This window comes from Thermodesulfobacteriota bacterium, from assembly GCA_036397855.1.
GTDB lineage: Bacteria > Desulfobacterota_D > UBA1144 > Nemesobacterales > CSP1-2 > DASWID01.
The window spans coordinates 1-13,602 of the sequence record DASWID010000018.1 but is presented as its reverse complement, the minus strand read 5'-3'; the positions used below and the strand labels follow the sequence as shown (position 1 = coordinate 13,602).

12 protein-coding genes and 1 tRNA gene are annotated in these 13,602 nt (G+C 39.2%); 4 read left to right on the top strand and 9 right to left on the bottom strand.

Annotated features, from left to right (window positions below):
- Nucleotides 1-11: 11 nt before the first annotated feature.
- The 3 genes from VGA95_01160 to VGA95_01150 form a co-directional block, all read right to left on the bottom strand.
- Nucleotides 12-98 (bottom strand) — tRNA-Leu (locus VGA95_01160).
- Nucleotides 99-156: 58 nt separating this feature from the next.
- Complete coding sequence (locus VGA95_01155; protein ID HEX9665149.1) at nt 157-1,380, bottom strand: 2,3-bisphosphoglycerate-independent phosphoglycerate mutase; 1,224 nt, start codon at nt 1,378-1,380, stop codon at nt 157-159.
- Nucleotides 1,381-1,427: 47 nt separating this feature from the next.
- Nucleotides 1,428-2,207 carry an MBL fold metallo-hydrolase gene (locus VGA95_01150; GenBank protein HEX9665148.1) on the bottom strand — a complete coding sequence of 260 codons (780 nt, stop codon included), beginning with the start codon at nt 2,205-2,207 and terminating at the stop codon, nt 1,428-1,430.
- A gap of 130 nt (nt 2,208-2,337) precedes the next feature.
- Between VGA95_01150 and VGA95_01145 the strand changes: the two genes are divergently transcribed.
- The 4 genes from VGA95_01145 to VGA95_01130 all read left to right on the top strand — a co-directional run bounded on the left by VGA95_01145 (nt 2,338) and on the right by VGA95_01130 (nt 7,681).
- Nucleotides 2,338-4,047, top strand: coding sequence for an N-acetylmuramoyl-L-alanine amidase (locus VGA95_01145; GenBank protein ID HEX9665147.1), 1,710 nt, complete (start codon nt 2,338-2,340; stop codon nt 4,045-4,047).
- 279 nt (nt 4,048-4,326) lie between these two features.
- Entirely contained in the window at nt 4,327-5,037 is a 711-nt protein-coding gene (locus VGA95_01140; GenBank protein HEX9665146.1) for a methyltransferase domain-containing protein, read from the top strand.
- 291 nt (nt 5,038-5,328) lie between these two features.
- Nucleotides 5,329-6,363, top strand: coding sequence for a glycosyltransferase family 4 protein (locus VGA95_01135; GenBank protein HEX9665145.1), 1,035 nt, complete (start codon nt 5,329-5,331; stop codon nt 6,361-6,363).
- Between the two features lie 4 nt (nt 6,364-6,367).
- Nucleotides 6,368-7,681, top strand: coding sequence for a glycosyltransferase (locus VGA95_01130; protein HEX9665144.1), 1,314 nt, complete (start codon nt 6,368-6,370; stop codon nt 7,679-7,681).
- Nucleotides 7,682-7,757: 76 nt separating this feature from the next.
- Here VGA95_01130 and VGA95_01125 read toward each other — a convergent pair whose 3' ends face one another.
- The 6 genes from VGA95_01125 to VGA95_01100 all read right to left on the bottom strand — a co-directional run.
- Nucleotides 7,758-9,011, bottom strand: coding sequence for a glycosyltransferase (locus tag VGA95_01125; GenBank protein ID HEX9665143.1), 1,254 nt, complete (start codon nt 9,009-9,011; stop codon nt 7,758-7,760).
- Nucleotides 9,008-9,763 carry a class I SAM-dependent methyltransferase gene (locus VGA95_01120; protein ID HEX9665142.1) on the bottom strand — a complete coding sequence of 252 codons (756 nt, stop codon included), beginning with the start codon at nt 9,761-9,763 and terminating at the stop codon, nt 9,008-9,010. Before VGA95_01120 ends, VGA95_01125 begins: the two co-directional genes overlap by 4 nt.
- Nucleotides 9,764-9,829: 66 nt before the next feature.
- A complete protein-coding gene (locus VGA95_01115) occupies nt 9,830-10,534 on the bottom strand; it encodes a class I SAM-dependent methyltransferase (protein ID HEX9665141.1) in 705 nt (234 codons plus the stop codon).
- Between the two features lie 15 nt (nt 10,535-10,549).
- Nucleotides 10,550-11,218 carry a TylF/MycF/NovP-related O-methyltransferase gene (locus tag VGA95_01110; GenBank protein ID HEX9665140.1) on the bottom strand — a complete coding sequence of 223 codons (669 nt, stop codon included), beginning with the start codon at nt 11,216-11,218 and terminating at the stop codon, nt 10,550-10,552.
- Between the two features lie 253 nt (nt 11,219-11,471).
- The gene (locus VGA95_01105; protein HEX9665139.1) at nt 11,472-12,401 is read right to left on the bottom strand and encodes a sulfotransferase; all 930 of its coding nucleotides are present in this window, start codon (nt 12,399-12,401) and stop codon (nt 11,472-11,474) included.
- A partial coding sequence (locus tag VGA95_01100; protein HEX9665138.1) for a polysaccharide biosynthesis C-terminal domain-containing protein occupies nt 12,386-13,602 on the bottom strand: 1,217 nt, incomplete at its 5' end. The genes VGA95_01105 and VGA95_01100, both read right to left, overlap by 16 nt.

Here is a 13,602-nt window from a genome sequence, read left to right as displayed (position 1 = left end):
TAATATCCAAATGGTGCCGAAGGCGGGAGTCGAACCCGCACGCCCTTTCGGGCACTGCCCCCTCAAGACAGCGCGTCTGCCAATTCCGCCACTTCGGCAGATATTTCCAGAGGAATTAAATTAGCACAGCATCCCTAAATTGCAAGATTCAAGAGGCTAGGCTCCAAATTTTTGAAGTCTTCCTGCGTTCGACAGAATAAGTGGCATAGCTTCGATGGCCCTGAATATTCCAAGCTCTCCTTTCAGACATTCCCTTTCAGAAAAACCTGAAACATGAACGCCACGATTCTTCGAAGAATAAAGGAGAAAGGGTACAGGATGCCAGCTATGTGATTTCATTATCGCAGGTGTAGAATGATCACCCGTAACTACGAATACGTCCGGTTTTAGACTAATAATATCAGGAATACAACAATCAAAATCCTCTATTACCTTGACCTTTCCATCAAAATTACCGTCTTCTCCATAGCTATCCGTCTTCTTGACATGAAAATAGAAAAAATCAAATTCATCAAAATGCTGCCGGAGTGTCTCTATTTCGCTATTAATTGTACTATCCTTCACATCAAGGTCTTTCAAGCCTAATAGCCTGGCTACACCTCTATACATAGGATAAACAGCAACAGCCGCAGCCTTAAGTCCATATGCTTCACTAAAGGTTGGAAGCTTAGGATAAACCGAAAAACCCCTAAGGAGAATATAATTCGCCGCAGCCTCATCTTTGATCACATGATTTATTTTGTCTATCAAACTGTCCACCACACTCACTACCCTGTCTGCTTCCTTCCTTCGTGCAAGAGGCCTTAGGGGACTCAAACCCTCCCTCTGTGGATCGGTATCTGAAATATCGTGTGAACCAACCAAAAGAGGTTCAGGAAACGTAAGAACAAGGACAAAACGGTGCTCCATCCCGGATGTAATTGAAACCTCGACTTGATCTATGGTCTTAACCTTTTTTCGAATCTCTTTAGTAATCCTCTTATTTTCCTCGGTCGGTATCCTACCCGCCCTTCGATCCACGACTATTGGCCTATTCCCTTCATATCTGATAGTCGCAAAATTACCTCTTATCGCCAAATCGTTCCGTGATAGCTCCAAACCTAAGCCCAGAGCCTCTAAAACCCCTCGTCCTATTTCATATTTAAGTGGATCGTACCCGAAAAGCCCAAGATGAGATGGACCGCTTCCCGGCGTTATACCCGGTGCCACCGGGACATGAAGCCCACAAGCGCTCCTCCTCGCAAGCTCATCTAAATTGGGAGTCGAGGCTGCCTCTAATTCGGTTTTTCCGTTTAGAGGAAGCCCACCCAATCCATCGAGGACGCACAAGATTATTTTTGAACCGTTTGGCTGCAATAGTTCTTTGATGATATCCTGCATCTTTTGACCTCATATAGTTTTTTAAACTTAAGATTACCAAAATAAAATCATCTTGAAAACTGAGGATCATTAACATCAAATTCCATTCCATCATAGGCAGGTTCAATGTTTTCCGGAAGCTCTTTTGAAAGCTTTTCGTATTCAAGTTCATGACCCATGTGCGTAAACACCGCGATTTTTGGCTTAATCTCTCCGATGACCTCTACCGCTTGATCTACGCTGAAGTGTGCAGGATGGGGTTTATATCTGAGCGCATCTATTATCAGAAGTTCAAGCCCATTCAATCTTTTTACTGAACTCTCAGGTATTCCGCTACAATCTGTAAGATATGCCATGTTCCCTATTCTGTATCCAAGAATCAGCCAATCAGCATGTTGAACTTCTATCGGAATAATCCTGATACCGTATATGTCAAAATCACGATTAACAGCTGTTATCGATAGTTTGGGCTTTCCACCTGGGGGAAATGACCCATCGAAAATGTATTTAAAGTTTGACATAATGTTTGAAACTGTCTGCAGGTCCCCATAGCACGGAATAACCATCTTATTCATAAAATTGTAAGTCCTAAGCTCATCGATTCCATGGGTATGGTCAGCATGGGAATGGGTATACAAGACGGCATCGATCCTTGTGATATTGTGTCTAAAAGCCTGTATTCGCAGATCGGGTGACGTATCAATTAAGATCTTCTTCTCCCTTGTTTCAATGAATAATGAGCAACGCGTTCTTTTATTCTTAGGATTATCCGAACTACAAACCGTACAGCCACAACCGATAAGTGGAACACCGGTAGAAGTGGCACAGCCAAGTATTATAACCCTCATTAAACCAAATTTAGCATTAAGTTATTATCATTGCAAAGTAAAGTGGAGATCAAATTTCAATAAATTTTCTTGAAAAATAAAAATAATGGTTTACAAATTATAAAAAATATAATATAATGCAATGCTTAAGATGAAAAGTAACACAATTGCTTTAAGTTTATATCTACTTCTTATCCTGCTTTTCTTAAAAGGAACCGCACTTTGTATTGATCAGGCCGAAGAACAATTTAATGAGACCCTCAACCTATATAAAAACCTTACGACGGACCCGGAGAAGGTAAAGGATCCGGAGATTTGGGATATATTAGCCAGAGCCTTTTACAGCATCTATCTCGACAATCCAGAGAGTTCAACAGCTCCAGACTCCCTTTTCTTTTCTGGAAAGATGTATGAAGAGATCGGGAATAGATTTAATTCCCGTGAAGACCTTGAAAAATCGGTTGACCGTTCGACTCTTTTTATAAGGGCCTATCCAAAAAGCAATCTAGCAGACGACGCGCAGGTAAGAAAGGCGAGGATAATCGAGGGATGGGATAAAAAACAAGCATACCTAGAATACGAAAGGGTAATTGAAGATTTCCCGGATGGCGATATGGTATATGCGGCTGAGGGAAAATTAAAGGAGCTATCGCCGTTTAAACCGTCTAAAAAAGAGAAGACCCTGGCTGATAAAGAAGAAGATGACGGATTAGTACGAATCAAGGAAATCCGACATTGGTCGACAGACACAAAGACGAGGGTGGTTATCCATCTCGATAAGGAAATGCCGTACAAGTCTTACTTCTTAAAACCCAATCCAGATGTGGGGAAGCCGCCAAGACTACTGGTTGACATTCTCGGCACAACCGTCGAAAGGAATCTAGCCCTAGCGCCAGTAGATAAAGGACTGCTCGAAGAGATAAAATTCGGCAGGAATACGCCTGATAAGGTTAGGGTTGTTCTTTATATTAGGAGCTTCGAAGACTATCGCGTATTTTCATTAAACGATCCTTTCAGGATAGTAATGGATATAGATGGTGACAAATCAAACAGAGATGAATTATTTGCTAAAGATGAAGACCCTAAAGACAATAAAACTTTAGCATCCCTACCCAAGGACGGTGAGGATATTTCAACTCTAAGGGGAGCCCTAGGCCTCAAGGTTAAAACAGTCGTGATCGACCCCGGACATGGAGGACATGATGCGGGAGCATTAGGTCCTACCGGACTCAAGGAAAAGGATGTAAATTTAAAGATAGCAAAAGCCTTAAAGTCAAATATCGAGCAGGATGGTCAAAATATAGGTATAACAAGAGTTATTCTGACTCGAAATGATGACCGCTTTATTCCATTAGAAGAAAGAACGGCAATCGCCAAGAAGCTAAACGCCGACCTATTCGTTTCTATTCACTGTAACGCTGCAAAAAATAAGAATGCATATGGAATTGAGACATATATTTTGAGCTTCACAAAGGATCCAGACGCGCTCGCTGTGGCCGCCAGGGAAAATGCCACAACAACAAGGGGACTCAGCGACTTAAAGGATATTATTCAAAAATATATCCTCAGTTCAAAGATTGAAGAGTCAAAACGACTGGCGAGTCATGTTCAAACATCTGTAGTTTCAAATATATCAAATAACTACAGACCAGTTAACAATAAAGGCGTGAAGAAAGCACCTTTCATTGTTTTAATTGGAGCTGATATACCCAGCATCCTCGTAGAATCATCATTCATCACTAATCCGCGGGAAGAAAAGAGATTAAGAAGCCAGAGTTATGTCAACGAAATTGCTGACGGAATATACTCTGGGTTAAAAAGGTACTCCACCGAAGTGGAAACAGCATCATTGATGAGATGAAAAATATTGATTTCATGCTTCTTTGATTCTCAAACACACCTAATATTAAATTTTCTGTAATGTAGCCGAATGATTAGCAACGAATTGAATCAAATCCATCGCAGGGAATCGAAAGATTCCGGATTTCTAACAAAATTCTAAAGATTTTGCTATGAGTTGCCCCTATTAGTAACTTTTAACTATGTTCGATATTTTATCTATAGTTATCAACTTAAGTTTTACGATATGATTTAGCTTCGGGTAAGTATGTAAGATGACCCATAATAACAAGTGTATATTATGGATTTTATAAATCGCATACCAAAGTCTGTACGACCATTCATCGGCAGAATAGCAAAGATTTATGTACCTACAAAAGCAAAACACATGGCGGAGTTGCATTACTGGCAAACTCGTTGGGAACAGGGAGGGGGTGTGTTCGAAAACTCATTTTACGAACGCTTGATGCTTGGGATGGCTGGCGAGGCAGACGCATCCTTTCTACAGGATAAAATTGTAGCCGACTTCGGCTGTGGGCCTAGAGGTAGCCTATGCTGGGCGAAGAATGCAAGGCTTCGAATCGGTATTGATGTGCTATCGGAAAAGTACACAAGCTTTAATATAGCCTCGCACGATATGTGTTATGTATGCTCCACAGAGAAACAAATTCCTCTACCTTCAGACTACGTCGATGTATTGTTCACGCTAAACGCCTTGGATCATGTGTCCGATTTCGAAAAAATGTGCTGTGAAATCTTTAGAATTATTGCGAAAGGTGGTGAATTGATTGCATCATTCAATCTCGGAGAACCTCCTACATTCACAGAGCCCCAATTATTGTCTGAGGAAAGAATAAAGCAAAGTTTGCTTAATCGTTTCCAATTGACCTCATATAGACTGGCTCCAAGAGGTCCAGAGAGAGACTTTTATCATTACTTCTTTGAAAAAAGCAACATGCCATGCACCAAACCACAATTACTGTGGGTAAGAGGGAAAAAATCAGCTAATTAAAGTTACGTTTAGAGATTCCCTTCTTGAAGTCAAAGAGAACACCTGAAATGATGCAAAATTAGATCGTTTTTAAATATGAAATATTTAATGGCAAGTCTTGGTCAATCTACTCAGTCAAAGTATTTGGCGCAGACTTTTTATTAAAACAAATCCGAGCAATATACATTCTAATTGTTTAACAGGTAGAAAAAAGTTAAACTTTCATAAAGTTAATTATCAAAAAATATTAGTATAAGATCAGTGAACATTCTCTTTTATAGACATTCCCTTTTTAGCAGAGGCGGAGACAAAATGGTCGTGCAATATGCAAACTTTCTGGCTGAACGGGGATACAAAGTTATCCTATGGTACAACACAATTAATACGGTCTTTACACTACATCCACAAATAAAACTGACAAAGATTCCTTTTCCCACAAAACTCGGAACTATTATTCATTCTTTAGTGAAAAAATTTCACTCAGATGCCATAATCGTAGATATAATTCCCTTAGCATCATTATTGTCGATTAGAAACCGCTCCAGGCTCATATACTTCGCTCAAGATTATGATGAATCTTATTACAGGAACTCACTTAAAAGGTTTCTTATAAGGAACCTCTACTTCTACTGTCTAAGTCTTATGAGGATAAAGGTAATAGCTGTATCCAATGAGCTTGTGCGAGAGCTAATAGAAAAATACAAAGCCAGTGCAACACTTGTTGAGAATGGAATAGACTTGGAGACATTCTATCCCGATCCCGACGAGAAGTTATCAATAATAAAAGGAAATAGGAAAGCAGTAATTGTGCTTTCCAGGAAAGATTACAGAAAGGGACTTGATATTGTAGTAAAGGTCATAAATAAACTAAGTTATGATTTGAAAACAAAGATAGAGGTTTGGGCCTGCGGCGAAACATTGGAAAACGAAATTATGAATACCAAAGTTAAGAACTTTGGCTGGCTCGGAATTCAAGAGCTCAGGAAGATACTTACCGCTGCCGACGTATTTTTTTATCCAACTCGACATGAGGGATTTCCCCTTATGCCACTAGAGGCAATGGCTTGCGGGTGTCCGGTTGTCACAACTCGAGCTGTTCCCTACGTGAGAAATGCGGATAATGCCCTTGTAACAGATGTTGAAGATACTGACAATTTAAAAGAAAAGCTTGAGACCATACTCAGAGATGGGGTGCTGAGAGAAAAATTGCGAAAAAACGGTTATGAAACAGCCAAGAAATACAACCTAAAAGACAGCCAAAAACAATTTGAAAAGGCAATCGCAGATATTCTTGGATTTAACTCGAATCCGTCCTCTATAATTCAGAAAAAGGCCTCTTCCAGTTAATGACATGAGAGGGAGAATTCTTTTATGCACTTATTATTTCCCACCGATAGGCACACCCCGAAGCTACAGATGGAAAGAATTTGTAAAGCAGCTTTCTTCAAAAGGCTGGGAAATTGATGTTCTCACTATCCGCACCTCTCAGAACCACCCCAACCACGACCCCGAGCTTTTAGAAAACATACCGGATGAAGTCAGGATATTCAGAACTTATCCCGGAATCATGCACCATCTCTCGAGCTTTCTCTTGAGCAAAACTAGCGGAGACAGTAGAAGCGCTCTATTTCGCTCATATGAGTCAATGCGACAAGGAATGGGAAGACTTTTATTTAATCTTTATGAGAATGGATTAAGATACTTGTTTATACCAGACGAAGCAGTAATCTGGCTACCATTCGCATTGTTAAAAGGATATGCACTCAAGAAAGAAGGTAGCTATGATTTCATCATTTCTTCAGGTTTTCCTTTTACCTGCCATATTCTAGGTTTCATTCTAAAACAGTTTAACGGAGATATATCTTGGATTGCAGATTATGGTGATCCTTGGGTAAACAATCCAATATTACCAATGCCAAAATGGCGTTCATGGACTGATGAAAAAATAGAGTCCAAGATTCTTAAATCGGCAAATAGACTAATTGTTACAACACAAGAGACCAAGGATCATTACTTGAGTTTGTATCCATTTCTCAGAAACGAAAATATTAAAGTAATTTCACAGGGGTTTTCTCCGGAGGAATACAATGAGGTCGCACCTGAAACCACAAGTAAATTCAGGATTGTCCACACGGGTAAATTCTATAAAGCTAATGAACCAATCGTATTCTTTGACGCACTTAAACAGTTAAAACAAATATGGAAGGATGTAGAAATAGTTATCACCGCCAATTTGGTTGATGATGATTGTAAGAGCTACGTAAAAAATAATGGCCTTTCCGAAATCGTTCGCTTTGTTGGCTTTGTTCAACACCAAAGAGCCATCGCACTCCAAAAGGGAGCCTCATTACTTCTTTTAATTGGACATAGAGGCAGAGTCCAAGTCCCAGGGAAAATTTATGAGTACATAGCAGCTAAAAGGCCCATTCTATCAATAAAAAATGACGAGGCTGATCTGGCATCAAAACTCGTGGAAAAACTTAACAGAGGAATCACAGTACAAAATAACCCTCAAATGATTAAAGATTCCTTAATACATTTCCACAATCTTTGGAAAAATAAAAATCTAGATCGTAATTTCAACCTACAATATGTTGACGATTATTCTTGGGAAAGATTAGGTAATAAGTTACATGAAACAATACTAGAAGCGCAGCAGACGTAGATCCGTGATTTACATAAAAATTTAGCAAAGAAAGAAGTCCTCATAGCTCATCTGCAATGGGTCAAGTATAATAATCCTATTGCAACTCCCGAAGCTCTTCTAAAAGAGCCGTATTCTCAGTTAATAATGCATCGTAGATCCTTACTAATTTAGAATTTAACATCTTGATATCATATTTCTCTTCTACCAACTTTCGACCGCATCGTCCCATTTCCGGCCATAGTTCACGATGTTCGACTAGGTATTGTAGCCTGTCGGTTAATGCATCCACATCCCTCTCTGGGACAAGGAAACCGGACTTACCATCTATAACCCCTTCAGGAATTCCATTATGAAGCGTAGATAAAACAGGGATCCCCACTGCTTGAGCTTCTTGAAGAACCAATCCCTGCCCCTCCATATCTCCATCGGTTGACTTTACACTAGATAATATAAAAATGTGCGCATCTTGAAACAGCTTTCGCAATTCTTCTTGTGTCTTCCAGCCTAAAAGATTGACCTTATCGCTTATCCCCAGTTCCTTAATCAAGTTTTCAAGCCTCTGTCTTAATAAACCATCACCTACTATATTATATTCAATATTTGGATACTTCTGAGCTACCCTAGCGACAGCCTTAATCGCGTATTCCAGCCCCTTTTTCTCGACCATTCGCCCCACTGTCAAAAGTTTAACTATGTCCACCTCCCCTAAGTACCTTTCTCTATAATTAAACAATTTTATTTCTATACCTACGGGCAGCTTGACAACTCTAGCCTTGGAACATCCCAATTCAATTAATCTCTCTTTGGTAAAATTCGTATTAGCAGTAAAAAGGTCTCCCACTCTAAAAAGATCCTTGTAAGTCTGAATCCCTCTTTCATTTATTAATTTGCTGAAATCGTATCCGTGAAAGGTAGTAATAAGCTTCCCCTTAAATACACCCGATTTCTTTAAGATTGCCGCTATACGTCCATTAGAGCCGTAGTGGGCATGTATCAAGTCATAAGATTTTCTTGACTTATTGAGCGTGAAGTCATTCACGTAAAATATGTCTCTAAGCGATTTGCTTTTCATTGCTTCGGAGTATGCTAAAGGACTTTTGCAAAAATTCTTTAAAACTATTTTGACGCCTTTTGTTAATCTCTTATATACCGGGGTGATTGAATCCGAATAACTTACTCTTTCTAGCAAGTTATACTCCTCTACCTGACGATGGACCTTTTCCTCATGGGGATTAGTCGAAGCGTAAATATCAAAGTTAATTCCCAAATTTATGAGCCCTGTTATCTGGTTTAGGATGAAGGTTTCGGAGAGCATAGGAAAGTTTGTAAGAAATAAAGCTATTCTCATTCTTTCACACAAACAATCAGCTTAAGATTCGATCTTTTAAGTGATAAAAAAACCTTATCCAGGTAATAAAGCATAGGAGCCATTATGTGATCTATATTAAATTTGGTTTTAATAAGACCAAATTTAATCACCTGTAAAAGACATGGATAAGGTCGGTTCAACAGATAAAAAAGTGGCGCAACTTCGATAAACCTTAACCTATTTCTTTTGAATTGCTCTTTGTATGTAGCTAAACTCCTAAAGGTAACGTACTCCGCTTCAGACTTGTCGATCAATGAATCTGTTATGAATATATAAGAACCTTGTTTAGATAATTTTGCGATATTAGAAATCGCTTTCTCAAATTTCAGATTATCTCTTATATGATATAAGACATCAAAAACATTTATTATATCGAATCTTCCGTTCAAGTTTATCTCATCCTCTCCTATATCCAGCTCATTAAACTCAAGCTCCGGAAATTTCTCTCTTAGTTTTTCGATACTTATATTGGTAATATCAACTCCAACAAGCGAGGTTGCTCCCTGAGATTTGTAAAATTCGATCCAAAAGCCTGTTCCACATCCAATATCTAAGACACTTTTACCCTCACAATTTATCTTTAAATTGCTTAATACTTTTTGAAGGACTCTAACTTTTGCTTTATATGACCAATTGTTATAAAGTAAGGTAAAACCAATGTGACCCGTGTTTTTTAATGAAAAACTTTGTCTAAGTCTTTCTTCCCAATAAATTTTAGGCCGATAATGCATTTTATCTCTATAACTTAATATTTCTTATCCACTATTCGTACTTATGAGAAAAGTCTTTCAAACCGATTATCTTTTTCGAAAAGCTACAACGTAACCCAAGTTCATTATGGGAATTGCAAAATCCCTTCTCAAAATTTTATCAATAATAACCCATCCTATATCCTGCAAAAGGAAAGAGATGTATTTAAAAAAACTCAGGTATCTACTTTTCAACGAGAAAAGAATTATTCCCTTAGATAACATATCAACAAGGACGCTCATAATTCCACCAACTTCCTTCAGGTAAGTGATTTCAAAGTCATACATTTTAGCTATTTTTTGGTAAAAATATTTTGTATATCTTAGGTAATCAACAGGAGCTTCATGTATCCAGTAAATAAGTGGAGTCCCTATTATGATGACTCCTCCGCGCCGAAGGGCGCGCTTCATTTCATGGAAAGCGCAGAATGGATCATAAACATGTTCTAAAACGTGAGTGCAAAGAATAGTATCAAAGGATTCATCTTTAAACGGAAGAGCAATAATGTCTGAGAATATGTCCGGTTTTCCAGGAGAAGTCAGCATATCCGTCTTAACATACCCACTAGTTCTTTGTAAAAATAATGGGTAAAACGGAGATTGTCCACAACCAACATCTAGCAATTCCCCTTTAGCATAATTTACTACTTCTTTCATCGCCTCTAAAAAAAGTCTATTGGCTAGAATTGACATCGTCTTCGTTTTATCAATTACGAGTTTCCCATCTTTATGTTCAATAAACCCATATTTCATATTCATTAATCCCGCTTATTTTTGAAAATAAACACCGGTATAGTCAATTTTAATTAACTTTATCTTTAAATTTCTCCCTTCGATAAACTCATCGACAGCTCTCCTACATCCCTCCCAGTGTCCATAATCATCTATGAAAATAAAGCCACCGTTTACTACACTATCACATAACTCTTCCAAACAGAATTTTACTGATTCATACCAGTCGCAGTCCAAATGCAAAAGCGCAATACCGCCGATTTCTGTTTTACGCGGAGGAATGGCTTCGTTAAACCAACCTTTTACAAGATGGATATTCTTATTCTCCAACTTAAGCTTATTAAACAATAACTGTCGAACCTTATCTTCATAACCCAAAGCCATACCTTTTTGACCCTTTGTCCCAAGATACGAGACATCCTTTTGGGATGGCGCTGGTAAACCTTCCCAGGAATCGAATAGCCAAATGTGTCTATTCTTGTTACGTTTAGCCACCGAGGCAATTAACCCGGCACTTCCACCGTTACAGACACCACATTCCACAAAACTACCATCAATTTCTTTTCTCTCTATCCATGTAGCCTTCTCATAGAGTTTAGATAATCTTGGATAAGTTATCTGCGTGTAAGGCCGCACCGAAAGAATTAACTTAATTTTGGTTAAGTCCACAAAATCCTTTATGGGAATAGTTCTTATTAGCATCATGATTTTTCAACCATTGATTTAAAAATTATCAGTCACTTTTTTAAGACATGATAATATACCTCGTTACATTTTAGTTAATTAGAAGTCACCTGTATTGGGCGACCATAGATAGTAATAGGTATTATAATCGCAAGACTAAATAGGGAACGCTTATACATTTTAAATTTCGACGATCATAATGATAAATTCTTATCCAAAATACGTATGAATCATACGCCGCTCATCAAGACTGTATTCTCAAAAAAGTTTATCGTCATTTATTCCAATGGGTAAGATCTCTTCCCATTAGCTCACTAAGTTCCTCAACTTCTGACGCAAACTCAGCTTGTAGTTGTTTCCTTAATTCGGAATTGATGGTCTCGTGGGACTTATACTTAGTATTATACCTACTGAGCACTTCGATAAAGCCTTGATGCCACTTTGTAGGTATCAAAAACTTAGCAACCGATTGAGCGACTTGTGGTGGACTTCTCAGTAAATCTCTCAAGAACCTGCTTCTTACCTCTTTATTGGGGTTGATAACTTTAAAAGACGGTCCGAAATCTTCATCAACATCTAAAAAGCGAAGAGTTTCCCTATAAACTCTATTTTTATCGGTTATAAAGTCGTCGAAGATAATAATATGAACATTCTCCCTGCCAAAAACATCAAAATATCTCTTAACTTGTTCAGGATATCGCACAACTTCTCTATAATAAAAACGTTCAATGGGAATTAAACCTTGTCTCGGACCAAGTAACCCCCGCTTTCTATCTAGTTCTGCATCCAAGGCGGCCCTCAAATCTTCAATATGCTCATCACCGTTATAAACTAGTTGGGAATGGTAAGAATATAGCATCTCCACGGGGTTTCTGAGCATAATGATAATTTTCGAAGAGGGATCGAACGCTTTAATTTCATAAGCCGCACGCTTAGAGTACAAATACCACACGGTTGCCTCACCAACTCGCTTCTCATATTTTGCCTCTCGGAAATAGGAGAAATATTCTTCTTTCGTAAGCATTTTGCGATTAGCCTTAAGGTCACTCCCGAAGAAATGGAGTTCTTTGCCACGAAAAAGAGGTGGCTTCGCCTCAGGCATAAAGATGTCCGGATGCTGGCCTAGATAATCCTGCATCGCAGTAGTGCCACACTTTGGGGCTCCTACTATGAAAAAGTCCGGTTTTCTCATACTTGTTTCCACAATCTCATCTCCCCGAGAGCTGTGGAATGAATTCCAAGCCTCTTATACACCAAGATTGCTAACAGGATATTCCAAAATATAACCGTAGTTGTCGTAGCAGCGGCAGCACCCTCCAATCCCCACTTCGGTATAAGAAAAGCGTTAAGTATGATATTCAGTACCGCACTGATCCCAACACACATAGCAGCATCACGCTCGTAGCCAGTCATGATAAGTAATAGACCTACCGATCCCATTGCAGCGTTTATAAGCTGGCCGGCGCTTAAAATGGCAAGTGCTTTTTCGCCATGAACAAAATCCTGACCAAAGAAAAATAACAAGAACCAGTGACCAAATAATATGAGCACAATAGCAATGGGCAGAGAACCTATTAAAATCACGCGTGCGCTTTTTGTAATCATGCGCTGCAATTTATCCATCTCACCTGCCGCATACATACTGGCAATTGTGGGTGCCAGCGCAATGTTTACAGCTATGAGTATAAATGTAATGAGAGCCGCTCCCTTCTTAGCAACAGCATAAACACCCACCATACCCGTACTCTTCATCAATCCCAGCAAAATTATGTCTATCTGAGAATTAATCATCGTCATAGTATCAAGAAATACAAGTGGCATTACAATGTACGTCCATGTCCAGCTTTGATAGACAGGATGTGCCTCTTTAGCAGATTGCGGAAGGCTTGTTTGTAACTGCCGAACTCCAATAAGTAAAGCAATCCCAACGGCCACTACCTGGGCTATCACAACTGCTGGCGCACTTAGTGCATTTTTCATAAACAGGTACATACCACCAACTACTATAAAAAAGGAGATAGGCATAATAAGCGTCTCCGGTAGTTGTCCACCAACCACATGATGGAGTCCCCTCATCGCGGCCTGCCTTAGTCGCAAGAGCACAATCAAAGGTAACATTACGAGGGCAATCAAAAGGGTATAGGTCATCTGCGATTCGAGACGATCACTTAGTATCCATATAGTAATTCCTGCTAAGAGTGCAAACCCTAGCGAAACAACTAATGCGGTAATATTTGACCAGCGCAGGAGACCACTCATCAGGTTCCAGGACGATCGAGTGTTATAGACTGCTATTTCCCGAACAAGGAGTTTGTCCAATCCAAAAATAGATAGAACGCTTAATAGGCTAACCCAAGCCAAGGCATAAGCATAAGTGCCGTACCCTGTTGTCCCTAACAGGCGTG

Excerpts from the sequence above, each read along its gene's own strand:
- VGA95_01155 (HEX9665149.1), bottom strand. The coding sequence starts at position 1,380 with ATGCAGGATATCATCAAAGAACTATTGCAGCCAAACGGTTCAAAAATA.
- VGA95_01150 (HEX9665148.1), bottom strand. The coding sequence starts at position 2,207 with ATGAGGGTTATAATACTTGGCTGTGCCACTTCTACCGGTGTTCCACTT.
- VGA95_01145 (HEX9665147.1), top strand. The coding sequence starts at position 2,338 with ATGAAAAGTAACACAATTGCTTTAAGTTTATATCTACTTCTTATCCTG.
- VGA95_01140 (HEX9665146.1), top strand. The coding sequence starts at position 4,327 with ATGGATTTTATAAATCGCATACCAAAGTCTGTACGACCATTCATCGGC.
- VGA95_01135 (HEX9665145.1), top strand. The coding sequence starts at position 5,329 with ATGGTCGTGCAATATGCAAACTTTCTGGCTGAACGGGGATACAAAGTT.
- VGA95_01130 (HEX9665144.1), top strand. The coding sequence starts at position 6,368 with ATGAGAGGGAGAATTCTTTTATGCACTTATTATTTCCCACCGATAGGC.
- VGA95_01125 (HEX9665143.1), bottom strand. The coding sequence starts at position 9,011 with ATGAGAATAGCTTTATTTCTTACAAACTTTCCTATGCTCTCCGAAACC.
- VGA95_01120 (HEX9665142.1), bottom strand. The coding sequence starts at position 9,763 with ATGCATTATCGGCCTAAAATTTATTGGGAAGAAAGACTTAGACAAAGT.
- VGA95_01115 (HEX9665141.1), bottom strand. The coding sequence starts at position 10,534 with ATGAAATATGGGTTTATTGAACATAAAGATGGGAAACTCGTAATTGAT.
- VGA95_01110 (HEX9665140.1), bottom strand. The coding sequence starts at position 11,218 with ATGATGCTAATAAGAACTATTCCCATAAAGGATTTTGTGGACTTAACC.